The organism is Viridibacillus sp. d25.2 (genome assembly GCF_055456015.2).
Window position 1 is genome coordinate 3,864,742 of record NZ_CM196652.1, and the last position, 24,454, is coordinate 3,889,195.

The 24,454-nt window shown below is 36.8% G+C and carries 20 protein-coding genes and 1 riboswitch; of the genes, 3 read left to right on the top strand and 17 right to left on the bottom strand.

The window, feature by feature from the left end; all coding sequences use genetic code 11:
- Window positions 1-67 precede the first annotated feature (67 nt).
- The gene (locus ACZLO7_RS19045) at window positions 68-622 is read right to left on the bottom strand and encodes a helix-turn-helix domain-containing protein (RefSeq protein WP_464938270.1); all 555 of its coding nucleotides are present in this window, start codon (window positions 620-622) and stop codon (window positions 68-70) included.
- Window positions 623-693: 71 nt separating this feature from the next.
- Between ACZLO7_RS19045 and ACZLO7_RS19050 the strand changes: the two genes are divergently transcribed.
- Both ACZLO7_RS19050 and ACZLO7_RS19055 read left to right on the top strand, forming a co-directional pair.
- On the top strand, window positions 694-1,401 hold the full coding sequence (locus ACZLO7_RS19050) for an AzlC family ABC transporter permease (protein ID WP_464938269.1): 708 nt from the start codon (window positions 694-696) through the stop codon (window positions 1,399-1,401).
- Window positions 1,401-1,709 (top strand): branched-chain amino acid transport AzlD family protein, encoded by a 309-nt coding sequence (locus ACZLO7_RS19055; RefSeq protein ID WP_464938268.1) that lies wholly within the window; start codon window positions 1,401-1,403, stop codon window positions 1,707-1,709. The genes ACZLO7_RS19050 and ACZLO7_RS19055 overlap by 1 nt, the downstream gene beginning before the upstream one ends.
- A gap of 83 nt (window positions 1,710-1,792) precedes the next feature.
- A riboswitch (SAM riboswitch) is annotated at window positions 1,793-1,900 on the top strand.
- Window positions 1,901-2,181: 281 nt separating this feature from the next.
- On the opposite strand, the gene ACZLO7_RS19060 is transcribed toward ACZLO7_RS19055, so the two are convergent.
- The 12 genes from ACZLO7_RS19060 to ACZLO7_RS19115 all read right to left on the bottom strand — a co-directional run bounded on the left by ACZLO7_RS19060 (window position 2,182) and on the right by ACZLO7_RS19115 (window position 16,853).
- The gene (locus ACZLO7_RS19060) at window positions 2,182-2,421 is read right to left on the bottom strand and encodes a CsbA family protein (protein ID WP_464938342.1); all 240 of its coding nucleotides are present in this window, start codon (window positions 2,419-2,421) and stop codon (window positions 2,182-2,184) included.
- Window positions 2,422-2,431: 10 nt separating this feature from the next.
- Complete coding sequence (locus ACZLO7_RS19065; RefSeq protein WP_464938267.1) at window positions 2,432-3,601, bottom strand: PDZ domain-containing protein; 1,170 nt, start codon at window positions 3,599-3,601, stop codon at window positions 2,432-2,434.
- A gap of 225 nt (window positions 3,602-3,826) precedes the next feature.
- Entirely contained in the window at window positions 3,827-5,260 is a 1,434-nt protein-coding gene (locus tag ACZLO7_RS19070; RefSeq protein ID WP_511261363.1) for a S41 family peptidase, read from the bottom strand.
- A gap of 79 nt (window positions 5,261-5,339) precedes the next feature.
- Window positions 5,340-5,915 carry a peroxiredoxin family protein gene (locus ACZLO7_RS19075; protein WP_464938265.1) on the bottom strand — a complete coding sequence of 192 codons (576 nt, stop codon included), beginning with the start codon at window positions 5,913-5,915 and terminating at the stop codon, window positions 5,340-5,342.
- Window positions 5,912-6,568, bottom strand: coding sequence for a hypothetical protein (locus tag ACZLO7_RS19080; RefSeq protein WP_464938264.1), 657 nt, complete (start codon window positions 6,566-6,568; stop codon window positions 5,912-5,914). The genes ACZLO7_RS19075 and ACZLO7_RS19080 overlap by 4 nt, the downstream gene beginning before the upstream one ends.
- A gap of 202 nt (window positions 6,569-6,770) precedes the next feature.
- Window positions 6,771-8,093, bottom strand: a complete 1,323-nt coding sequence (locus ACZLO7_RS19085) for a murein hydrolase activator EnvC family protein (protein WP_464938263.1) — start codon at window positions 8,091-8,093, stop codon at window positions 6,771-6,773.
- Between the two features lie 41 nt (window positions 8,094-8,134).
- The gene (gene ftsX / locus ACZLO7_RS19090) at window positions 8,135-9,019 is read right to left on the bottom strand and encodes a permease-like cell division protein FtsX (protein ID WP_464938262.1); all 885 of its coding nucleotides are present in this window, start codon (window positions 9,017-9,019) and stop codon (window positions 8,135-8,137) included.
- The gene (gene ftsE, locus ACZLO7_RS19095) at window positions 9,009-9,695 is read right to left on the bottom strand and encodes a cell division ATP-binding protein FtsE (RefSeq protein WP_427750169.1); all 687 of its coding nucleotides are present in this window, start codon (window positions 9,693-9,695) and stop codon (window positions 9,009-9,011) included. The genes ftsX and ftsE overlap by 11 nt, the downstream gene beginning before the upstream one ends.
- Window positions 9,696-9,905: 210 nt before the next feature.
- A complete protein-coding gene (locus ACZLO7_RS19100) occupies window positions 9,906-11,117 on the bottom strand; it encodes a DUF4097 family beta strand repeat-containing protein (RefSeq protein WP_464938261.1) in 1,212 nt (403 codons plus the stop codon).
- Between the two features lie 78 nt (window positions 11,118-11,195).
- A complete protein-coding gene (gene uvrA, locus ACZLO7_RS19105) occupies window positions 11,196-14,063 on the bottom strand; it encodes an excinuclease ABC subunit UvrA (RefSeq protein ID WP_464938260.1) in 2,868 nt (955 codons plus the stop codon).
- A gap of 5 nt (window positions 14,064-14,068) precedes the next feature.
- Window positions 14,069-16,051 carry an excinuclease ABC subunit UvrB gene (gene uvrB / locus ACZLO7_RS19110; RefSeq protein ID WP_464938259.1) on the bottom strand — a complete coding sequence of 661 codons (1,983 nt, stop codon included), beginning with the start codon at window positions 16,049-16,051 and terminating at the stop codon, window positions 14,069-14,071.
- Window positions 16,052-16,670: 619 nt separating this feature from the next.
- Window positions 16,671-16,853, bottom strand: coding sequence for an IDEAL domain-containing protein (locus ACZLO7_RS19115; protein ID WP_511261364.1), 183 nt, complete (start codon window positions 16,851-16,853; stop codon window positions 16,671-16,673).
- Between the two features lie 250 nt (window positions 16,854-17,103).
- Here ACZLO7_RS19115 and ACZLO7_RS19120 point away from each other — a divergent pair, with 250 nt between their 5' ends.
- On the top strand, window positions 17,104-17,595 hold the full coding sequence (locus ACZLO7_RS19120) for a competence protein ComK (protein WP_464938257.1): 492 nt from the start codon (window positions 17,104-17,106) through the stop codon (window positions 17,593-17,595).
- Here ACZLO7_RS19120 and ACZLO7_RS19125 read toward each other — a convergent pair.
- The 4 genes from ACZLO7_RS19125 to ACZLO7_RS19140 all read right to left on the bottom strand — a co-directional run bounded on the left by ACZLO7_RS19125 (window position 17,573) and on the right by ACZLO7_RS19140 (window position 24,389).
- Window positions 17,573-17,950 carry a YhjD family protein gene (locus ACZLO7_RS19125; protein WP_464938256.1) on the bottom strand — a complete coding sequence of 126 codons (378 nt, stop codon included), beginning with the start codon at window positions 17,948-17,950 and terminating at the stop codon, window positions 17,573-17,575. The two genes, ACZLO7_RS19120 and ACZLO7_RS19125, sit on opposite strands and share 23 nt — an antisense overlap.
- 204 nt (window positions 17,951-18,154) lie before the next feature.
- Window positions 18,155-19,256, bottom strand: a protein-coding gene (prfB, locus tag ACZLO7_RS19130; RefSeq protein WP_464938255.1) for a peptide chain release factor 2 whose coding sequence is annotated in 2 segments (ribosomal slippage) — window positions 18,155-19,180 and window positions 19,182-19,256 — 1,101 coding nt in all. Because the reading frame shifts where the segments join, the coding sequence is not laid out codon by codon here.
- Between the two features lie 150 nt (window positions 19,257-19,406).
- The gene (gene secA, locus ACZLO7_RS19135) at window positions 19,407-21,917 is read right to left on the bottom strand and encodes a preprotein translocase subunit SecA (protein WP_464938254.1); all 2,511 of its coding nucleotides are present in this window, start codon (window positions 21,915-21,917) and stop codon (window positions 19,407-19,409) included.
- A 78-nt stretch (window positions 21,918-21,995) separates the two neighbouring features.
- Window positions 21,996-24,389 (bottom strand): bifunctional diguanylate cyclase/phosphodiesterase, encoded by a 2,394-nt coding sequence (locus tag ACZLO7_RS19140; RefSeq protein WP_464938253.1) that lies wholly within the window; start codon window positions 24,387-24,389, stop codon window positions 21,996-21,998.
- Between the last annotated feature and the right edge of the window lie 65 nt (window positions 24,390-24,454).

Sequence of the window (24,454 nt, forward strand, 5' to 3'; positions counted from 1 at the left end):
ATTTCTTCCTCTCTAGAAAATAGCGTCTTGTTCGAATCCCAACTGAGGATGATCGCTACCCTAAAAGTTACTGTTTATACTGTAAAATAAAATGTAGGACAGTCACTTCATCCGCAGTATTCGTATACTGATGGCTTTGATGTCCCTTAAATACGAGCGTTTCACCAACATCTAGGGTTTCACTCATGTCACCAGCTTCGACAACTACTTGTCCTTTTATAGCAGTAATCGTTTCTTCTACCCCATCATTATGTGCTTCACTCTTATGACTACACCCAGGATCCATCTCTACTTTAAATAATTCCCAACCACGCTCTGGGTCATAAGGAATAATTGAATATACTCGATATCTTCCTTCATTTTCAGTGACAAATGGCATTTCTGAACCACTTATTTTAATAAATTGCTCCTTAGCTGGTTGTAATAATGTTGAAAATGATATACGTAAACCGGCGGCGATTTTCCAAATCGTCGACACAGTTGGATTAGATTCTCCTTTTTCCATTTGCGCTAATTGACCTTTACTGACATCTGTTAATTTGGCCATATCATCTAAGCTAAGCGAGCGTTGATGACGGACCTTCTTCAATTGTTTCCCTAAATTACGGCTTATTTCTTCCATTAATTTCACCTCTTGTATATTTTATCATACAGTTGTATACTTTATTAAACATTTTAATGGAGGACCAACACATGAAAAAACTCGGCTTTTCAGCAGGTATGAAGGCAGGTTCTAGTATTGCGATCGGCTACTTTCCAATTGCACTGACATTTGGCTTGCTCGCAAAGACAACCGGCCTGTCAATGATTGAGGCAACGGCTATGAGTATATTCGTTTACGCTGGGGCTTCACAGTATATTTCTTTAAATTTATTAACAACGGGGACAGATCCTTTACTTATTGTCCTTAATACTTTTGTCGTCAATATCCGTCACTTTTTAATGACGGCATCACTGAACGAAAAGATGCAATCTGATAAAAAGTGGAAAAAATCAATCTATGCTTTTTGGGTAACAGATGAGTCATTCTCTGTACTTGCAACACGAAATGAAGAAAAACTACCTACCTCATTTGGTGTAGGTGTAATGCTCATCGCATATGGGAGTTGGGTTGTTTTCACAGCAGTAGGACACTTAATCGGCGCAAATTTGCCAGCATTTCTACAAATTGCTATGGGGATTGCTCTATACGCTATGTTCGTCGGACTTTTAGTTCCTTCTATGAAAGGTAATCGCAAAGTAATCATGCTTGCATTACTCGCTGCGGTTATTAACTGCTTCTTCTATTGGACTCAATTGTTATCAACCGGCTGGGCGTTATTAGTTGCTGCTCTGGTTTCTTCAATAACGGTTGAAATCATTTATGCAAATCGTGCGAAAAGTAAAGGAGGTTTTATGTAATGGGTTCTTGGTACTGGTGGATGCTTATCGGTATGGCAGTTGTAACGTATATTCCACGTGCAATTCCTTTAACCTTTTTAGAAGGAAAAGAGTTACCCCCTATCATATCGGGTATTTTACAAAACATACCTTATGCAATATTAGGTGCTATGATCTTCCCTGCAATATTACTAATTAAAGAAGGCGATATTTTATTTGGCCTAGTTGGTACTGTAACTGCTTTTGCTATCGCATTTGCTGGCGCTAATGTTATCATTGTTGTAATTGGTGCTATTGCTATTTTATCAATTTATAGTTTAATTTTTTAATCCCTTTAAAATTATTTGACTTTTCACTCAATGCAGTATATAGTAATATATAATTCTTACAACAATTACATAGTAACATCACTTTCTTATCCAGAGAGACTGAGGGACAGGCCCTATGAAGTCTCGGCAACAGATTCACGTATGAACACTGTGCCAATTCCTACAAGCATCATTTGCTTGAAAGATGAGAACGAGATGGTTTTCGTATATTTTTGAGAGCCTATTGTTTTCTTTCTGGTAAAGGAGCAATAGGCTCTTTTCGTTCAATAAAGAAGGTTGATGATATCAATTGTTTGCTAAGAAACTCTCATTTGAGTATCGCCCATTTGCGAGAGAATCTATTCATAACTCCCATTCGAGTTTAGTCATTCCATCCGTTACTCATTTGTAGCTCACATTCCGTCCAGGTCATTTCCTGAAAAAGCAAAAGCCCGATTGTCTCATTCGACAATTCGGGCTTTCTTTTGTATTCTTATTGCTCTTTATTACGATTCATCATACGTGTGGCATACCAGAAGCCAACTGTTAATGAAAATGCATCAATGACGAATAAAAATGTTGTATGTGTAAAGCCAGCATAAACTGAAGCTGCTATAAGCGCTACAGATAACAATAAAGCTACATAATGACTGAATGTGATCCGTGTAAATAATACAACGAGTAATCCTGGAATGAACAGCGCTAAAATTACTTTAGTATCCATAGATTCTATTTTTTCTCCTTTATCTTACGACGAGTAGACCAATTTTGTAATGGTCATGTCGATGAATAACATGTTGTCGCAGACGAACTTCACCTTCATGATTTAATACTTCAATACGACAATGTGCGGCATTTATTTGCAAAGCTTCATATAATTCTTCTTCTTTTTGCACTTCAATACCATTCACCTTACGGATACATTCCCCCACCTGTAATCCCATCGCCTGTGCAGGAGATCCTGGTAAGACAGCCGCTATGACCACACCAGAATTGTTTGGCGTTACCGCATAGCCTGCATTTCGCTCAGTCCAAGCATATATAATCGAAATTAAAGCACGCCCACATACAGCGATACAAACAGCGATAAAGCCAAGAATAGTTACCTTATAAGCAATACCTGCTCCTATTAACACAATTAGAGCTAGTAAGATAATTGTTCTCCCCATTCGAGGATAAAAGTGAGCAGGCAATGTTTTACGTGTGCGCTGCTGAAATCCAATCACTACTGGTACTAATATTATTGAAAACGTAGTATTGAACATCGTAAATTGTGGCCAATAAGGTAGATAGTCTTGTATTAATCCACCTGGGATAACGAAGAAAATCGGGAGTAGCCATAATCGCTTCACTAAATATGTAGTAGCCGGCATACCACGCTCAGACTTTTCTAATCTAGGTGAAGCAAAATTCGCTGCGTGTTTATAAATAAGTATACCTTCAGCTAACAGAAGTAAACCGATAAATGCTGGTATTACAACATATAGCCCTTTGTCCATTGATCCGCCAGAGAATGTCCATTTCAAAAAGTCAAAAGACTTATCACTCGCATATAAATACCAAATTACACTAAAAGCTATGGCGAAAGGATAAACTGCTGAAGCTGTATAATAATAAAAAGTTAAAATACAAATGATACTTGCACAAATAAATAATATTAAGTATTCAAATGGTATAACTAACCCAATAGCAATACTTACTATCGAAATACCTAATGCTAATAGCCATCCGTCTTTTAACAAGAAAAGAGTTTCTGTCCAGCCCCAGCGAATCCTTGTGTTGAATGATTCACGCTCTTTAATCACGCGTCGATAGCCTATTAATATGGCAAAAATAATGGCAATGTATAGAATTGGATTTAAAAAGAAACGGCCAATGCCTTTTACAAGCTCAACTATTATATCTAAGTACATTTTCCGCATCACCTTCCGTTGTGTATCTAGTAGTATGATTATTTCTTAATTGTATCAAACGACTGTTTGAAAACGTAGTGGTATTTGGATTATATTTCATAATTAGAGCCTATTTTGGGTGAAATATTAGAAAAAAGCTTATAAAGGTAAGGCTCTTTCTTAAAATGATAAGACTATACCTATTTCGTTAGCTACTTTTAACAAACAAATTGGTTACAATATTATTCATTTTAAATTTTTCAGCATATACCCGATAGCCATTTGCAATTGATGGTCGTTTTCATTGCTACCCTTATATTCTACCATTTCTTTATGTAATGCTGAAAAGAATGATTCATTAATAATTGGTTCTTGTGCTAGTTTTTTTGTCTTTCTATATAACAGAACTGCTTCAGCTGTTTGGCGATCGAAATAACCATCTGTTCTTTTTAGTTTATAGCCCATCTTAGATAATACTTCTTGTACATATCGGACCTGCTCATTGAAATCGCCCTCTTTGAAGCTACCTGTTAATGGCGGTAATTCCATATGATATAGCTCATCCTGCACTACATGTAATGTTGATTCTATTCCTTTACCGTGAATCCATTCCTTATCAGGTGTAAGCCATTTATGCGTCGATAACTTTAATTCTCCGCCATTTAATAATGGCCACGTTTCTTGTACCGTGCCTTTGCCAAAACTTTTCACACCCGCAATAGTAGCTCGGTCCAACTCTTTCAATGCTCCACTTAAAACTTCACTTGCAGAGGCACTTCCTTCGTCTTGAAGTAATACAATTGGTACCTTTTTCAATTGCGCATCAAAAGTCAACTTCGCTTTCTTCTCATCAGTTACTAACGGTCCAAGCTCGCCTTTGGCATTTTGCATAAAAGCATATGTAGAGCCTGGTTTAACTAAACTTCCGATAACTTGCTCAACACTACGTAAATAGCCACCTGGATTGCTACGAACATCAATAATAAGACCTGATATTTTTTGTTTCATTAAAGAAGACGTATGCTTCTGCCATTCTTCAGCAGTTTTTTCACCAAATAATGAAATAGACACATAACCTATAAGATTATCATCAGCTTGTAAAATTTCACTATGCACCGTTTCCATAGAAATTGCTGCTCTAGTCATTGTAACCACAATATGACGGTCTTCTGATGGTCTGAAAATAGTCATTTTTAATGTTGTACCCTCTTCGCCTTGAATAAGAGCTAAGAGCTGTGCCATTGATTTACCTTCTAATCGTTCTTTATTTACTTGTACAATTTCATCATAAGGTTTTAATCCTGCCTTTTCAGCCGGAGACGCCTTAACCGGTGAAACAATAATAAATCGTCCGTCACTAGATGTGATTTCTGCTCCTATGCCAACACGAGAATCAGACAACGACTCCTTATGCATTCTAGCTTCATCCTTCGTGTAATAGGTACTATATGGGTCACCCAGTGAACTCGCCATCCCTTTAATTGCACCTTCAACTAACTGTTCCTCAGAAGTCTCATGCACGGATTCCTTTCTAATTAGTTTGTAAGCCTCATCAATTTTATCTAGCTTACTCACTTTTGCACTTGAAGGCTCTGATACTTGCATTTTTGATACTACATAAACCCCTGTCGCCCCTAACAACACTATAAAAAAAAGAAAAATCCAATATTTCCGCATCATGTCTACCCCTTTCATATCCATATTCAGTTTATGAACGGATAGAAAGGATTAACACTATCAAAAAGTGGATTTTTCTTTATTAATTTAACGCTTTAACACTTTCCTGCATACTATCTTGATCCACAGGACCCCTTACTTTCTTCTGAATAACCCCTTCTGTATCTAAGAAGTAAGTCGTTGGAATGATGTGAATATCATATGCATTCATTTGTTCACCCTCAGTATCTAATAATACAGGAAATGTCATCTCATACGTTTTAATGAACTTTTTCACATATTTTACATTTTCTTTATAACTTGTTAAATTGACCGCCAAGATTTCAAAATTATCTTCTTTTGCAAATTCCTCGTAATACTTTTGCATATGAGGAATTTCTGCTTTACAAGGAGGACACCAAGTTGCCCAGAAATTTAAAATAACTTTTTTCCCTTTATAATCAGATAGCTTTACTTTTTTCCCATCCAACGTTTCTAATTCAAAGTCTGGTGCCAATTCTCCAACTGCTAAGCCACTTTTGACACCTAATTTGTCCTCGACAATTGTTGATCTCATATCCACTTTCTGCTCCTCAGCGACTTTCGTTTTCACAAAATTTGTGACAGCAATTCCAATCATCGCTGCAATTAGTAGCAATGCAAATATTTTTTTCTTCATGTAGAAGCCTCCATCTGTTTACGATTGTTATCTTTTAAGAAATGGACAAGTAACAAAAACAAACTAAATATAAAAGTTGCCATTAATGATTTCTGCCAAAAACCACCTGGCTGTAATAATGCGATAATTGTATGCGTGCAGCTAAACAAAACGATGAGTTGCTTACGCCAAATTGCTTGATCAAGACCATTCTTTAAGGCAATAAGGAGCCACATGAAGAAGATTACAACTGTTAGCCATCTTTGCCATTCAAGACCGTCATTTTGTATGACCATTGTAATTTGATACACGCCTTGCGTTAAAATAATAGCCATTGTTAATGTACGTAATTGAGAAGCTGCAAATGCATTCTTTTTCAATTGACGGAATATAGAAATGCATGTTGTAACAACCGCTATATAGAAACCTTCAGTTCCCCCGTTAAAGAATAGTATAATTAAAGGTTGTTTTATTACCAACGACAAATCTGTGACAATCACACTAAACTTCCAAATTAGGATGAAAAATATGGCATGATCTGCATATACGCTCGCTTCTTTTCTGCTATAACGCCACCATAGAATAAGTCCAGTCAAAGTAAAGGCGATAAGAACTGAAACCCACGATGTCGGTAATGTCACTCCGCGTATAGTATACCATTCTGTTACTGGCAATGTTCACACCTACTCCCTTTGTATACCCTATACCGTATGTTAATAGGTATTATTACAGAATACAAGATTTTTGTTTTTACTATTGGTGACTGTACTATTTTTTACAGTATTAAGTTCTATTTACAAATCGTTTTTACCTAGAAGAAAGGTCGCCTGTAGTCGGTAATTTAACCGATTTCCAGACGACCTTTATTTAACATGATTAGAATGAAATATAACGAAGTGGGTTAACTGCCCCTACTTGTTGTCCTTGCCAAGCTGTTGTATGAATCTCGAAGTGTAAGTGACTTCCGAATGCACGACCCGTTTGTCCCATATAACCGATTACTTCACCTTTTGATACAGATTGTCCAGCCGTTGCTTTATAACCACTTAAGTGTGCATATACTGTTGTAAATGTATTCCCATCAATTGAGTGTGTCATCATAATGACATTACCGTAAGTGGATAGAGGGCTCGCACGGAAGACAATACCATCTGCTGCTGCTACGATCGGTGTTCCTTGTGCATTAGCAATGTCCACTCCATAATGGAATTCCGGACCTGCCCCTATATTACGCCAGCCGAAACCAGAAGTAAAATTACCATTTGTCGGTCTTGTCCATGTACCGCTAGATACTGACGGGACATTTGATGATTCATGATCATTTGCAACGTTTGATGTTCCACCACTAGAATTTGATGCAGCCTTCGCTCGGGCTTGAGCCTTCGCTCTTGCTATAGCTTCTTTACGGGCTCTTTCGGCTAAACGCGCTTGCTCATTTTGAATTTCCTTATGCACTTTTTTACTTACTTTAAGCGCTTCAGAATATTTTTTCTCAAGTGATTTCTTTTGAGATTTAAGCTTCGATTGCTCTTTCTCTAAATCATCGATTAATTTATTTTTACTTGCTTTTTGTGAGTCCAAAGATTTCTTTAGGTCTTCTAATCGATCACGATTGTCGATTTGTTTTGCACGTTTTTCTTCAAGTTTCTTCTGTTGCTCTTCCAATTTCTTTTTGTCATCTGCTTGTTCTTGCAAAATTTTGCGATCCGCATCTAATAAAGTATTTACTGCAGAAAAACGATCAATTAAATCTACAAAACTACTTGCACCAAATAGTACGTCAACATAATTAATTGAACCGCCGCCTTCTTGAATGGCGCGCGCTCGTTCTTTCAATAATGCATCGCGTTCTGCAATTTTAATTTCTAATTCTTTGATAGATGCTTCCAAATCCTCAATTTCACTAGTTGTTTGAGCAATTGTCGATTTTACAATACTAATTTTCTCATCCGTTTTGTTGATCTTTTTATCAAGCTTTTGGATTTGTTTCATAATTTTTTCTTGCTTAGATTTGTTGTACTTAATCTTGCTTGATTTTTCATTTATGTTGGAATTAAGTTTCGATTTCTTTTGATCTAATTTCTGCTGTTTAGACTTTAAATCGTTTAGTGATTCAGCATTCGCTATTGGTTGGACAACTAATGATAAAGTTAATGTAGCTGTAATAGCATATAAAATATTTTTCAACTGCTTCTTCAACAATTAACCCCCCTCATTCTCTAATATCATATCTCGTTTACTTATACTTTTAAGAATTTACGTACGGACATGAAACTTCCCCAAACACCGATAAATACACCCATTATTAAAATTAATAAATCTACTTCGATAATAAATGGCGTTACATCTAACAGCTGGAACATTTCACCTTGTAATTTTGGTTGCAATACACTATGTAATTTCACATAAGCAATAGTCACAGCCGTAATAGGAATGATTGAACCTAATAGGCCTAACCACATACCTTCCAGAATAAACGGAATACGTACAAACCAGTTTGTTGCCCCTACTAATTTCATAATCTCTATTTCTTTTCTTCTCGCTACAATTGTAATTTTAATTGTATTTGAGATCAGGAACATTGCCGTAAATAGCAATGCTACGATTAAACCAATTCCTACGTTTCTACTAATATTTAAGAAGTTGAATAGCTTTTCAATCTTGCCTTTTCCGTATAATACCTCATATGTACTATCGAGCTTGTCTATCTCTTGAGCTACTGTAGCCGTTTTCTGCGGATCACTAGCCTTTACATAGATAACATTGCGTAATGGGTTACTTTGTTTAAATAGACTTAAATCTTCACCAAAGTCTTTTACAAGATGTTTAAGTTCATCTTCTTTTGTTGAATATTTATAAGAGTCTACACCTGACAATTCTTTAATCTGTTTCTGCAAAGTTTCTTCAGCTTTTTTATCAGCTTCTAAATCAATAAGCACTTTAATTTCGACATCATTTTCTAAATCTGTCGCAATTTTATTCAAGTTCATCATTATCATGATAAATACGCCAACTATTAATAGTGTAACTGTTACTGCTGAGACAGAAGCAACTGTCATCCAACTGTTACGACCTATTGATTTTAAACTTTCACGGAAATGTCGACTTATAGTTCTAGATTTCATAGCCGTAACTACCTCCATTTTCATCACGAACAATCAATCCGCCCTCAATAGCGATAACACGACGTCTTATTGTATTAACAATTTCTTTATTATGTGTTGCCATAATAATCGTTGTTCCACGTGCATTTATTTCCTCAAAAAGATTCATAATATCCCAAGATGTCTCAGGATCCAAGTTTCCAGTAGGCTCATCAGCAATGACAACTTTCGGTACATTAACAATCGAGCGCGCAATTGATACACGCTGTTGCTCCCCACCAGATAGTTCATTCGGGAACATTCGAGCTTTATGTTTTAACCCTACTAACTCTAGCACTTCCATAACGCGTTTACGTATTGTAGCAGGTTGTTCTTCAATTACTTCCAGTGCAAATGCAACATTTTCATAGACATTCAACATCGGTAACAATTTAAAATCTTGGAACACCACGCCAATTTGTCGACGGAGATAAGGTATTTCTTTGTTTTTTAGTGTTGTCAAATTCATACCGTTTACAATAACATCTCCTGATGTAGCTCGTTCTTCTCGATACATCATTTTGATAAATGTCGACTTTCCAGCGCCACTTGGTCCTACAATATACGCAAATTCGCCTTGATTAAACTTAATACTTAATCCATTTGCCGCCACAATTCCATTCGGATATTTCTTGTAAACATTCTTCATTTCGATCATTTTTTTACCACCTATTTTCTATAAGCCCAACTCTATTATAAAGCTATTATATCATTGAATAGCCTGTCTACTATTACAATTTCATTTCAATTAAATTGAAATTTCAATTCTAACTTATTACAAAAAAAATTTGCTATGATAGCGAATTAATCATAAATTTGTATTAAAAAAACGAAGGAGATCAAATCTCCTTCGTTAAATTCTTTCATATTAAGGATTATATCGAACAACGACAGATCCTGTTTTAGTTTCACCATCAATAGTTAATGTTGAAGTATCCGGTAACTTTTTAGAGAAGCGCACCGATTTTTGTAAAAATTGCTCCTGCACATTGCGATATTGGACATCCTCCAATCGAACATCCATTTTGCCAAGATTAGAAGATACTTCACCTTCTAGTGACAGTGTACTTGGAATATAAAGTTCAACAGCACCCGCAACAGTTTGCGCCTTTACTCTTGTCGCATCGATTGCACGAGTAGTCACTACAACATGGCCACTTACGGATTTTGCTTCAATGTCTCGAATTGCACCATCAATATACACTTGACCATTTAACGTCTCGGCTTCAAGGTCTTCTCCAGCTACATTCTTAACTTTAATAGCACCGTTAGCAGTTTCTAACTCCGCACTCTTAAATGCCGATCTTTCACAATCAATTAGACCATTTTTTGTTTTCACTTTAAGTTTACTAACATCCAAATCAGTTAATACAAAACTACCAATAAATAAGTTTGCTGAAATTGCTTCGTATTGTCTTTTCGGTACGTAAAGTACGATATCAACACGCATCGATTTCAAATCACTAATAATACGCAGTTTCCCTTGATCATTCGTGAAGATAAATTTATCGAGAAATTCCTTCTGCAAATCTTCCCCTGAACGTACGATTGTAGGTCGTACACGACATTCCGCATGAACGGTTGCATCAGTAGAAGGTCTAATTTGAAGTTGACCATTCGGAATATCTACACTGATATGTGTAAATTCTGTATTGTCTAAAACAAACCGATGTTCAAATGCGCTCTTTTCGCCAAATGTAAAGTCAAAATCAATATCTTTCACTTTTGAGTAAGCCGTATTCATAAAGTCCATAAACTTTGTACTAAATTGTGAGAAATCTTGTTTAATCTCATCAAAGAATTCTTGCTCCGAAGCTGATTTTGGTTTAGTTGACTGTTGGTTTGGTTCTTCTTTTTTCTCGAAGAAGTCATCGTAATTTGTTTGTTTTTGTTCTCTTTCAGGTTGCACTTGCTCTTCTTGATGATTCATCTCAGTTTGGCTGGAACCTGAATAATTCTCTCCAGCTGATGTATGGGTAGCTGTTTTCTTTTCCAATGCTTCTAGTAGTAATATTGCCTCTTGTGCTGTAATGGTGCCATTTTCAAGCAATGTTAAAATGCGTTTACGCTCACTTTGCATTTTTCGGCCTCCTTTTACGTATTACTATTATTTACGAAAGTTTATGGAAAAAGTTTCACATACCTAAAGAATTTGTCTCTACTTATTTGTAGCAGTTGTCAATACTTTATCCATTCTTGCTCGATCGCGTTCGATAATCGGCTTTAAATAATGACCTGTGTATGATTCTTTTACTTTCATTACCTCTTCAGGCGTTCCTGTCGCAATAACCATACCACCTTTATCTCCACCTTCTGGACCTAAATCAATTAAATAATCAGCTGTTTTAATGACATCCAGATTATGTTCAATTACTAAGACCGTATCACCACTTTCAACTAAACGTTGTAATACTTTCAATAATCGGGCGATATCTTCTGCATGTAAACCAGTTGTTGGTTCGTCTAATATATAAATTGACTTACCATTTGAGCGTTTATGCAACTCAGACGCTAATTTTACCCGCTGCGCTTCTCCACCTGATAAGGTTGTAGCAGGCTGACCAAGTTCCATATAGCCTAATCCAACGTCAACTATCGTTTGTAACTTACGGGCAATTTTAGGGATGTTCGTGAAAAATTCTACCGCGTCTTCCACGGTCATTTTCAAAACATCAGCAATACTCTTGTCTTTATATTTTACTTCTAATGTTTCACGATTATATCGTTTGCCATGACACACTTCACATGGTACATAAACATCAGGTAAGAAATGCATTTCAATTTTAATAATCCCGTCACCGCGACAAGCTTCACAACGTCCACCTTTGACATTAAAGCTGAAGCGTCCCTTTTTATATCCACGAACTTTCGCCTCATTCGTTGTAGCAAAAACATCACGAATATCATCGAAAACACTTGTATATGTCGCAGGGTTTGAACGTGGTGTACGACCGATTGGAGATTGGTCGATATCAATTACCTTCTCAAGTTGTTCGATGCCTGTAATTTCTTTCACTTCACCTGGCTTCACCTTAGAACGGTTCAGTTTTTGAGCTAGCGATTTATATAGAATTTCATTAATTAACGTACTTTTCCCTGACCCTGAAACTCCAGTTACAGCAATAAATAAGCCAAGCGGAATCTCCGCTTTGACATTCTTTAAATTATTTTCTTTAGCACCTTTTATAGTAATAAAACGTCCGTCTGGCTTACGACGTTCTGTTGGGAGCGGAATGAATTTTTTGCCACTTAAATATTGTCCAGTTAAAGAATGTTTATCTTTCATAACTTGAGCAGGTGTTCCTGCAGCAACGATTTCTCCACCATGTACACCAGCTCCTGGACCAACATCGATTAAATAATCTGCCGCTAGCATTGTGTCTTCATCATGCTCAACTACAATTAAAGTGTTACCGATATCACGCATATTTTTTAGTGTATCAATTAAACGGTCATTGTCCCTTTGATGCAAACCAATAGATGGCTCATCAAGAATATACAGAACACCTGTTAAGCGCGAACCAATTTGAGTTGCTAAGCGAATGCGTTGTGCTTCTCCACCTGATAATGTACCCGCAGCACGGTTTAATGTTAAATAATCAAGACCAACGTTTACAAGGAACCCTAGACGTTCTAGAATTTCTCTTAAAATCAAGCGAGCAATTTGCATATCCTTCTCAGAGAGCGATAAGGTCGAGAAGAACACGTATGCGTCCTTAATGGAGTACTCCGTCACTTCTCCAATATGTTTGCTATCAACTTTAACCGCCAAAGTCTCCGTTTTTAAACGGTATCCTTTACATGACGGACAATGTTGCTGTGCCATATACTTTTCCATTTGTTCGCGTATATAATCAGAAGACGTTTCACGAAAGCGTCTTTCAATATTACGTAGGACACCTTCAAAAACAATATCTTGGTCACGAACATTACCGAAATCATTCTCATAATGGAAGTGGATTTTATCCGTGCCTGAGCCGTTTAAAATCTTATCCATTTTATCTTTCGGTATTTCTTCAACCGGCATATCCATATCGATGTCGTAATGGTCACAAACTGCTTTTAATAGTTGAGGATAATATTGCGAACTCGTCGGTTCCCAAGGCGCGAGTGCATTGTCATTTAATGTAAGGTTCCAATCAGGAATAACGAGTGTTGGATCGACTTCTAATTTTGTTCCTAAGCCATCACATTTTTGACAAGCACCAAATGGACTGTTGAATGAAAACATTCTCGGTTCCAATTCTCCAATTGAAAAGCCACAAATTGGGCAAGCGTGATGCTCACTAAATAGCAATTCCTCATGCTCCATTACATCAACCATTACACGACCTTCTGCCAATCTAAGTGCCGTCTCCAAGGAATCACTCAAACGAGCTTCTACGCCTTCTTTTAATACAACACGGTCAATGACCACTTCAATACTATGCTTTTTATTTTTGTCTAATTCAATATTATCATCTAAATCACGTAACTCTCCGTCGACACGAACTCGAACATAGCCTTGCTTTTTCAAGTCTTCAAGAAGTTTCACATGTGTCCCTTTACGCCCTGCAACCATTGGAGCCAACAATTGCATTTTCGTACGTTCAGGAAATTGCACAAGACGATCAACCATTTGTTCCACAGTTTGCGACGTAATTTCTATACCATGATTTGGGCAAATCGGTTTGCCGACACGAGCATATAATAAGCGTAGGTAGTCATATATTTCTGTGACGGTTCCAACTGTTGAACGTGGATTTCGGCTTGTTGTTTTTTGGTCAATAGAAATTGCTGGCGATAGCCCTTCTATTGCATCAACATCCGGCTTATCCATTTGACCTAAAAACTGACGAGCATATGCAGATAAAGACTCCACATAACGTCTTTGACCTTCCGCATAAATCGTATCGAACGCAAGAGATGATTTTCCAGAACCTGATAAGCCAGTTATTACAACGAGCTTATCACGCGGAATTTTAACATCTACATTTTTCAAATTATTTGCACGTGCACCTTGAACGATAATTTCTTGGTTTTTCAATTCCTTCATCCTTCCGCTTTCAGTTCCAGGATTGTATCACGAAGCTCTGCAGCACGTTCGAAGTCGAGCGCTTTTGCGGCATCCTTCATTTCTTTTTCTAAAGATAATAAGAGCGTTTCTCTTTCTTGCTTTGTAAGTTTTTTACCCTTCATTACTTTCGTTACGTATGTTTCTGGTTCTTCCGCTGCCTGAGTTGCTCTAATTACATCGCGAATTTCCTTTTGAATAGTTCTTGGTGTAATCCCGTGCTCCTCATTATAGGCTGCTTGAATTGTACGACGTCGATTCGTTTCGTCGATTGCTTTTGTCATCGAATCCGTCATACGATCTGCATACATTATAACGTGACCATTCGAATTACGTGCCGCTCGTCCAATTGTTTGGATGAGCGAACGCTCTGAACGTAAGAAGCCTTCCTTGTCTGCATCCAGTATGGCTACCAAAGAAACCTCTGGAATATCGATACCTTCACGTAGTAAGTTAATGCCGATTAATACGTCGTATGTTCCCATACGTAATTCACGAATTATTTCGATTCGCTCTAACGTTTTTACTTCTGAGTGTAGATACTGTACCTTAATCCCAATTTCTTTTAAATAATCCGTTAAATCTTCAGACATTTTTTTCGTTAAGGTTGTGATTAATACACGTTCATTTTTTTCAGTCCGTAAATTAATTTCATGGATTAAATCATCAATCTGCCCTTCAATTGGACGTACTTCAATTTCTGGATCAAGTAGACCAGTCGGACGAATAATTTGCTCTACCATGTCAGGTGTATGTTCCAATTCATAAGGTCCTGGTGTAGCAGAAACGAAAATCGCGTTATGAACATGTTTCTCAAATTCTTCAAATTTTAACGGTCTATTATCAAGTGCTGACGGTAAACGGAATCCATGATCAACTAAAACGCCTTTGCGCGCTTGGTCACCATTATACATTCCTCGAATTTGAGGTAGCGTAACATGACTTTCATCCACAACTAACAAAAAGTCCTCTGGGAAGTAATCTAATAATGTGTACGGTGTTGCGCCAGATGGTCTTAGGGTTAAATGACGCGAATAGTTTTCGACACCAGAACAGAAGCCCATTTCACTCATCATTTCTAAATCATAATTTGTTCTTTGTTCTAAGCGTTGTGCCTCGAGTAATTTATCTTCTTCACGAAGTTTCTCAAGTTGCTCTTTTAATTCAACTTTTATATTCTCGATAGCTTTTATCATCTTTTCTTCCCGTGTAACGAAGTGGGATGCTGGGAAAATGGCGACATGCTCTCGTTCGCCGAGAATTTCTCCTGTTAAAGCATCGACTTCCCGGATACGTTCTACTTCATCACCAAAAAATTCTACACGCAAGCATCTCTCATCTCTCGATACCGGGAAAATTTCGACAACATCACCACGTACACGAAATGTTCCGCGTGTAAAATTAATATCATTGCGTTCATATTGAATATCTACTAGTTTACGTAACAATTGATTCCGTTCTATGTCCATTCCTGTTCGGATAGACAATACCATTTCTCGATACTCTTCTGGTGAACCGAGACCATAAATACAAGAAACAGACGCGATGACGATGACATCTTCTCTTTCAAATAATGACGATGTTGCCGAATGTCGCAGCTTATCAATTTCATCATTAATACTAGAGTCCTTCTCGATATATGTATCCGTTTGAGGTACATAAGCTTCTGGCTGATAATAGTCATAATAGCTAACGAAATATTCTACTGCATTATTTGGAAAAAACTCTTTAAATTCACTATATAATTGACCAGCAAGTGTCTTATTATGTGCGATCACAAGGGTCGGTTTTTTGACTTCTTTAATAACATTAGAAATTGTAAATGTTTTACCTGTACCAGTTGCTCCTAGTAAGGTTTGGTGTTGTTTACCTTTACGGACACCTTCGACAAGCTCTGCGATTGCTGCTGGCTGATCGCCATTTGGCTTGTATGGTGAATGTAAATCAAATGCCTGAACCATAGCCACGTCCTCCTTGTTACTAATTACATATATTTTACCATAGCAAATTGGAAATATCGAGCAATAAGCGAACATACGTTTTTCGAAATAGTTTCATTGATTCGGCGATAATTATACTTTGAGGATACTTGGTATTTAGCATTTTTCTCTTTTTTATCTTTGATAACTTCAGAATAAAACAAGAATCAATTATGCCTCGGCATAATTGCGTCCGGAATCGGCTTTGTGCTTGCACAAAGAACCCCTTTCCGATTCCATGACATCCGCCGGAGGCTTTGGGCCAACACGATGTTGGTCACTCAGTCGTTGCCACCGGACGTGGCGTTCTTAGACTAAGTTCCTCAATTTCAGCGGGTGTTTGGACACCCGCTGAAAAGCAGCTTAAATCCGCATTCATCTCACCACCTATATAGGTGGGAGACTTCTGCTGAAAGGTGTTAAATCTGCCTTTCTAACATTACTTACACCTTTTTAATTACTCACCCTTTCGCGACAGTTTATCCAATAAAAAAATCGTCCCCATAAAGGAACGATTTTTGCTATGTTATAAATTCTCTATGTATAAGCTTAAAACTTATACTAGCATGTCTAATATCAATCAATAATTGTCTAACAATGCTTATCCGACGGTTGTCTGTAATTTCTCTAATTCTTGGACGTATTGATAAAAGGCGACTTCATTTCTTTCATCTAAAGCCGAGTCAATGCAAGCTAATAAATACTCTTCAGTTTGTGCACGATGTACATGGTTTAAAAACAAATCTAAATAGATTGTATCCAACAATTTCTCAGCATTATTCATGTTATCAGTTCGTCCAAGAGCTTTTAAAAAATCAGTATAGGAATAATATTTATCCAACGATCTCACCTCGAATGCCTTTTTTCTATTATAAGAAATTTCAGAAAAATAAGCAATCTTATTTCGTATATTAGGTAATATTTAGGATTTTTAATATTATATTCCATTTATTCGTTGCGCTTTATACCAATTATAGTTAAAATGATAGTTAAATTATACTAATTTCGATTATTTTTGAAGGGAGGAATATATATTGGGAGAAAAACTGACAAAATTATCTAATTTCACTTTGTCTTTTAGTACGTTTGCACTTATGCCAGTTTTTGAGGGTAATAGCATTTACACAAGAGTAATTGAAAAGGAGAGGGAATTTCTTGTAGATGCAAGACCATCTCGAGTAATCCATAAATCTTGTTCTGACTATGGTACTTCTTTTAAGCTTGCTACTAACAAGTCAAAAGAATATCTTGGCGCACGTCATAAACTACCAATTGTTGTTGCATATGATTATGGTACACCTTGTATTTTCATGCCCACTTTATCGCCTAATTCGCACTATAATGTTTGGTTTGCTATGCATGCAATTGAGTTTTTTGAAGACGCTGGTCCATCAAGAAGTCTTGTTTCGTTTAAAAATGGACAAGATGTAGAAGTAGACGTTTCAGTCATCACAATGAGAACTCAACTAGCGATGGCATACTTTTTACAGCAACGTTTTGAGATTAAACGTCCTTCTCTTTTTTAAATTGGACTTTTGTTAAATATATTGTTAACAGCTCTTCTACTCGGTTACGTAATCGAATATTAGAATACCGACGATGTTCTTTAGTATTATTGTAAACAAAGATATATTCAGAAAATAACTCATCACGATTTCCTCGCATAATTTTAAGCCGGTTTTTTTGCAAATATTGATGAGCTGCATTTAATTCACTTTGCACTTGCTTCATCGCTTCATGCACTAAATCGATATATGGCCGCTTCAATTTGAATGTTCCTTGTTCAAATGCTTTACAGTCTCTTTCGAAAATGGAAAGTACCATTGGTAAGTAAATAACTGTTTCAAGCACTACAAGAGCTTCATTTGGGATACGCGACATGCTTCCACCTCCAAAATAAGAACGTTTGTTCCTATTTAATATTTTACTACGTTTATAAGAAATTGCAAGTAGGAAGCATACCCTTTTTACATGCAAAAAAGCCATTCAACGAATTACTCCGTCGAATGGCTTTTCATAGTTAAAATCAATTATGCCTCGGCATAATTGCGTCCGGAATCGGCCGGAGGCTTCTGCTGAAAGAAATTATAGTTTAGAACGTAAGTAAGCATTGATAAATTGATCAATGTCACCGTCCATAACATTTTGCACATTTCCTGTTTCAGCACTTGTGCGGTGGTCTTTTACCATTGAGTATGGGTGGAATACGTATGAACGAATTTGACTACCCCAGCCAATTTCTTTTTGTTCTCCACGAATTTCATCCAATTCTGCTTGTTGTTCATCAATTTTTAATTGATACAATTTAGCTTTTAACATACCCATAGCTTTTTCACGGTTCTTAATTTGCGAGCGTTCAGCCTGACATTGAACAACAGTATTTGTTGGTAAGTGTGTAATACGAACAGCGGAGTCAGTTGTGTTAATATGCTGACCACCAGCACCAGTTGCACGGTACGTATCAATTTTCAAGTCTTCTGTACGAACTTCAATTTCAATTTCGTCGTTGAATTCAGGCATCACATCACATGATACGAATGAAGTATGGCGACGACCCGATGAATCGAATGGCGAAATACGTACAAGACGGTGAACGCCTTTTTCAGCTTTTAAATAGCCATATGCATTATGCCCTTTGATTGCTAATGTAACTGACTTGATACCAGCTTCATCACCAGGTAAATAATCCATTGTTTCTACTTTAAAGCCGCGTTTTTCAGCCCAACGAGTATACATACGTAATAACATCGAACCCCAATCTTGGGACTCGGTACCACCAGCTCCTGGGTGAAGTTCCAAGATTGCATTGTTTTTATCATAAGGTTCACTTAATAACAATTGTAGTTCAAATTCTTTTAATCGTGCTACGAATTCTTTTAACTCAACGCCTAAATCTTCTTGTAATTCTTCATCAGGTTCTTCACGTAATAATTCTAGTGTCATTTCTAAGTTTTCTTGCGTATCTTCTAATTCTTTATATTCATTCACAACTTCTTTCAAGCCTTTTGACTCATTAATTACATTTTGTGCTTGTTGTTGATTGTTCCAAAATTCTGGTTCAAGCATTAATTCGTCAAATTCTTGTATTCGTGCCTCTTTGTTTTCTAAGTCAAAGAGACCCCCTGAAGTCCGCTAATTTCTTAGCTGAATTGTCTAACTCGTTACGCACGTCTGCTAATTCAAACATTGATTGTATTCCTCCAAATTTGGTTTGATTATTTCACAATAATCTGTGCCTACATGATTCCCCTTAGGACGGCATAAAACATGAGAGGATAAAATCCCCCCATGTTTTGTTAGTTGCCACCTATTCATTTAATCATACAATTAGGCTTTATTATACTGCACCGTGACAGTTTTTATATTTTTTACCGCTACCACAAGGACATAAATCATTACGACCAATGTTAGCATCCTTGCTACGGACTGGTTTTTTCTTCACTTTTTCGCCGTCTTCTTTAGGGTTAACAGCTTGGCCTTTCGCCACTTCTTCACGCTCTAGATTACTACGGATTTCAGCTTTCATCGCATATTTTGAAACATCTATGCGGATAGCTTCAACCATAGCATCGAACATTTCGAAACCTTCTTGTTGGTATTCGCGAAGTGGATCAGTTTGACCGTATGCACGTAAATGGATACCTTGACGTAATTGATCCATAGCATCAATATGATCAATCCATTTAGAGTCAATTGCACGAAGTAAAATTACTTTTTCAAACTCACGCATACGCTCTGGTGAAAGTTCTGCTTCTTTCTCATCATAATGAGCTTTAATTTCTTCGCGAATTTCATCTAGGATACCATCAACTGATTTACCTTGTAAATCTTCAACGGTAATAACCCCTTCAGGTAATAAATTCGCTGCAACGAAGTCTTCGATTGCTTTTAAGTTCCAATCATTTGTCGAATCTGCAGAAGTATAAGCGCTCACTGTGTTTACTAATACTTCATCAATCATCGTTTCAACTAAATCACGCATATTATCAGTTTCAAGTACTTCGTAACGTTCTTTATAGATAATTTCACGTTGTTGACGCATAACATCATCATATTGTAATAAACGCTTACGAGAGTCGAAGTTATTACCTTCAACACGTTTTTGAGCAGATTCTACAGCACGAGATACCATACTAGATTGAATTGGTTGAGAATCATCCATACCTAGTTTAGTCATCATATTCTTCATATTTTCAGAACCGAAACGACGCATTAATTCATCTTCAAGAGAAAGGTAGAACTGAGTCACACCAGGGTCACCTTGACGACCAGCACGACCACGTAACTGATTATCAATACGACGTGATTCATGACGTTCAGTACCAATTACAGCTAAACCGCCGATATCCAATACTCCATCAGCTAATTTAATATCCGTACCACGACCAGCCATGTTTGTCGCAATTGTAACAGAACCTTTTGAACCGGCATCTGCAATAATTTCAGCTTCGCGTTCATGGTTTTTTGCATTTAATACTTCATGTGGAATGCCACGTTTTGTAAGTAAATGCGAGATTAATTCTGATGTTTCAATAGCAACTGTACCTACTAGAACTGGTTGCTTGTTTTTATGACGTTCTGCAATGTCATCTGCAACAGCTTCAAACTTACCCTTCATTGAAGCGTAAATTAAGTCCGGACGATCATCACGAGCAATCGGTTTATTTGTAGGAATTGTTACAACTTGCATATTGTAAATGTTACGGAATTCCTCTTCTTCTGTTTTCGCAGTACCTGTCATACCAGATAACTTTTCATACATACGGAAGTAGTTTTGGAACGTAATCGTTGCCATTGTCATGGATTCATTTTGAATCTCAAGACCTTCTTTCGCCTCAATCGCTTGGTGAAGACCATCGCTATAACGACGACCATCCATTAAACGACCTGTGAAAGAGTCAACGATAACAATTTCACCTTCTTGAACAACATAGTCTACATCAAGATGCATTGATGCATGTGCTTTTAACGATTGGTTAATTGCATGGTTTAAACCGACATGTGTTAGTTCAAAAAGGTTATCGATATTGAATGCACTTTCAGCTTTTTCAATACCTTGCTCTGTTAACGTAACACCTTTTGTTTGTTCTTCATACGTATAATCTTCTTCTATTTTTAATGTACGTACGAATGCATTTGATTGTTTGTACAGTTGAGCTGATTTCGCAGCTTGTCCAGAAATAATCAACGGCGTACGTGCTTCATCAATTAAGATGGAGTCAATTTCATCAATTACGGCATAGAAAAGTGGACGTTGCACACGTTCTTCTTTATAAAGAACCATGTTGTCACGTAAGTAATCGAACCCTAACTCATTATTAGTACTGTAAGTAATATCACAATTGTATGCTTCACGCTTTTCATCTTTAGTTAAACTATTTAAGTTTAACCCTACAGTTAAGCCAAGGAATTCATAAAGTTCACCCATTTGTGAAGCATCACGACTTGCAAGGTATTCGTTGACCGTAATCACGTGTACACCTTTACCAGTAATCGCATTTAAGTACACAGGTAAAGTAGAAGTTAACGTTTTACCTTCACCAGTTTTCATCTCGGCGATATTACCTTCATGAAGAGTACCTCCCCCCATAAGCTGTACGCGGAATGGGAACATACCTAAAACACGGCGAGCTCCTTCACGAACAACGGCAAATGCCTCAGGACGAAGTGAATCTAAATCTTCTCCATTCGCATAGCGTTCTTTAAATTCTTCTGTTTTTGCTTTCAATTCTTCATCGGATAATTTCTCTATTTGTCCAGCAAACGCCTCAACAGCATCTGCAACTTTTGATAAGTGTTTAATTTCACGTTTATTAAAATCGAAAACTTTATTTAATATGCCAAGCATTTATCTTCACATCCCATATAGTCTCAAAGTTCATTTTAACACTGATTTGATGCTTAGTGCAAATGAACCGTAGTTATTTTACAATTGAATTTCTCCATATTTTTCATCTACAAATGTGAAAAGTCCTTCTTGTGTTATAGGTCTACTATAAAAATACCCTTGCACTTTGTCCACTTGTAGCGTATTTAACATCTGCATTTGCTTCTCTGTTTCGACGCCTTCAGCCACCACTTTTAGTCCTAAACTATGTGCCATTTCAATAATATAATGCACCATTGTTGCCTTTTTAGAATCCTCATCCATTTCTTGAATAAACGAGCGATCTAGCTTTACTTGATCAATTGGTAAGCGACGTAAATAATTGAGTGAAGAATACCCTGTTCCAAAATCATCTAAAGCAAGAGAAATCCCTAGTTCTTTTAACGCTAAAAGTTTTTCAATTGTTTCCTCTAATCGATCGATGACAACAGATTCTGTAATTTCTAATTCAATTAATGAAGGCTCAATATTATATTTTGCAAGCGCCGCTTTTACTTGCTCTACAAAATTCCGTTCTCTTAGTTGCACCGAACTAACATTTAGACCAATGCGACGTAGTCTCGGATAATGCTGCTTTAGCACCTTTGCCATCTTGATACCTTCGTCAATGACCCAAGCACCAATCGAACGTATATGACCAGAACTCTCCGCTAAAGGGATAAATTCATCGGGTGACACCATTCCCCATTCTGGATGATTCCAGCGAATTAAGGCTTCTGCACTCTCCATATAACCTAAAGAGAAATTAAATTGCGGTTGATAAAATAACTCGAACTCATTATTCTCAAGTGCTGTTCGTAACCCAGCCTCCAAACGCATCTTCTTTTCAAAACTCTCTTGCATCTCACCTTGAAAAAATTCAATCCGGTTTCGCCCTTGCTTCTTAGCTTCATAAAGAGCCGTATCTGCCTTCGCCAATAAACCTGATCTTGTTATGCTATCACTCGGATATCTTGCAACACCTATAGATGCAGTAGCGTATATATCATGACCGTTCAAATCGAACGGTTCATTAAATAGTTGTAGTATGTCGTTTAGTTTACGCCGAGTAGCTACCTCACAATTTGATTTAAGTAATAGTATAAATTCGTCCCCACCGAAGCGGCCTATATATTTATTTTTACTTAACCTCGCTTGCACTCGTTGCCCAACTTGAATTAATAACTCATCACCAAAAGCATGACCATGAGTATCGTTTACTTCTTTGAAATTATCTACATCAATAAAAGCGACAGTCATTTCTTCATTTTGCAAGCGACAATGACGAATTCCGACATCTATCCGACGCTCAATGGAGCTACGATTTGGTAGTTTTGTTAGCATATCAAAGCTTGCTTGAAAGTTCAAAATTTCCATCTGCTTATGTAATTGTTGACCTATATGTTCCGCTGCATCAGCTATTCTTCCTACTTCATCTCTACTATGAACATTGATTTTCTTTGTAAAATCTCCCTTTTCAATATACTTTAATTGGTCTACAACTGAATTGAAATCTCTCATTGCGTAGGACATCACAGCCTTTATCACAACAAGTAATAAAACAATTGCGATAAACCAGAAAAAAATAATTCTCTTTTGGAAATCCTTTAAAGGTGCTAAAACTTTCTCTTCGGGGACGTAAACCCCCATCTCCCAATCACTATTACTCACTTTGCGTAATTCGACATAATATTCACCTTTATTAATTGGAACAGGAGAGCTTACGTTTAAAGGAATATGCTCATTTTTAAATAATGACCACATTCGATTCTCATCGAATAATATTTGACCATCTGATGAAAAAAGAACGATATTTTCGCCTGAGATACCACTTGATTTTGCAGTTGGCATAAGGTTTTTTAACGCCATATCAATACCTATATAGCCAAGTCTCTTATCATTTTTAATAATTGGATAAATTACGCTAATTGTACGCGTTTTCGTATGTTCATTTTGATAGGGCTTTGTATAAAAAACGCCTTCATTTTTTTTAGCTAGTGTAAACCAATGCCGCTTTTTTATACCAATCAAATCCTCAGCCAACAGTCCTGAATTCCCTAGCGCAATTTCTCCATCACCATCAGAAATCCACATCCGATCAATATGACTATTGTTGCTTTTGGCATCATCTAATAATTTTTGTACAGACTTATTTAAGTCATAAAATTTCGCATTATCACGTGCATATACTTTTTGTAAGTATGCTCCTACTTCTTTTTTTTCACCAACTCGCTCTGCAATCAACCTTTTCTGGGATAGCTCATTTGAAAATTGCTTCTCAATACTTTGAATTTCAAGTGAAAGTTCCTTTTCCAATTGCTGTAATTGTATTTTCTTTGTATTCGAATATGTGTAAGTTGCAGTAAGTATAAAAAAAGAAAGTACGACAATTAACATAGGTACTAAAACTTTCCAAGTAAAGCTTATTTCATTCAGCCAAAACTTTTTAACCACTAACACACCTCATCTTATAATACATTAGAACTAATATATACCTATTTTATTACATGGGAAAAATA

Coding starts and splice junctions, on each gene's coding strand:
- ACZLO7_RS19045 (WP_464938270.1), bottom strand. CDS start 622: ATGGAAGAAATAAGCCGTAATTTAGGGAAACAATTGAAGAAGGTCCGT.
- ACZLO7_RS19050 (WP_464938269.1), top strand. CDS start 694: ATGAAAAAACTCGGCTTTTCAGCAGGTATGAAGGCAGGTTCTAGTATT.
- ACZLO7_RS19055 (WP_464938268.1), top strand. CDS start 1,401: ATGGGTTCTTGGTACTGGTGGATGCTTATCGGTATGGCAGTTGTAACG.
- ACZLO7_RS19065 (WP_464938267.1), bottom strand. CDS start 3,601: ATGTACTTAGATATAATAGTTGAGCTTGTAAAAGGCATTGGCCGTTTC.
- ACZLO7_RS19070 (WP_511261363.1), bottom strand. CDS start 5,260: ATGATGCGGAAATATTGGATTTTTCTTTTTTTTATAGTGTTGTTAGGG.
- ACZLO7_RS19075 (WP_464938265.1), bottom strand. CDS start 5,915: ATGAAGAAAAAAATATTTGCATTGCTACTAATTGCAGCGATGATTGGA.
- ftsX (WP_464938262.1), bottom strand. CDS start 9,019: ATGAAATCTAGAACTATAAGTCGACATTTCCGTGAAAGTTTAAAATCA.
- ftsE (WP_427750169.1), bottom strand. CDS start 9,695: ATGATCGAAATGAAGAATGTTTACAAGAAATATCCGAATGGAATTGTG.
- ACZLO7_RS19100 (WP_464938261.1), bottom strand. CDS start 11,117: ATGCAAAGTGAGCGTAAACGCATTTTAACATTGCTTGAAAATGGCACC.
- uvrB (WP_464938259.1), bottom strand. CDS start 16,051: ATGGTTCAGGCATTTGATTTACATTCACCATACAAGCCAAATGGCGAT.
- ACZLO7_RS19115 (WP_511261364.1), bottom strand. CDS start 16,853: ATGAATAATGCTGAGAAATTGTTGGATACAATCTATTTAGATTTGTTT.
- ACZLO7_RS19125 (WP_464938256.1), bottom strand. CDS start 17,950: ATGTCGCGTATCCCAAATGAAGCTCTTGTAGTGCTTGAAACAGTTATT.
- secA (WP_464938254.1), bottom strand. CDS start 21,917: ATGCTTGGCATATTAAATAAAGTTTTCGATTTTAATAAACGTGAAATT.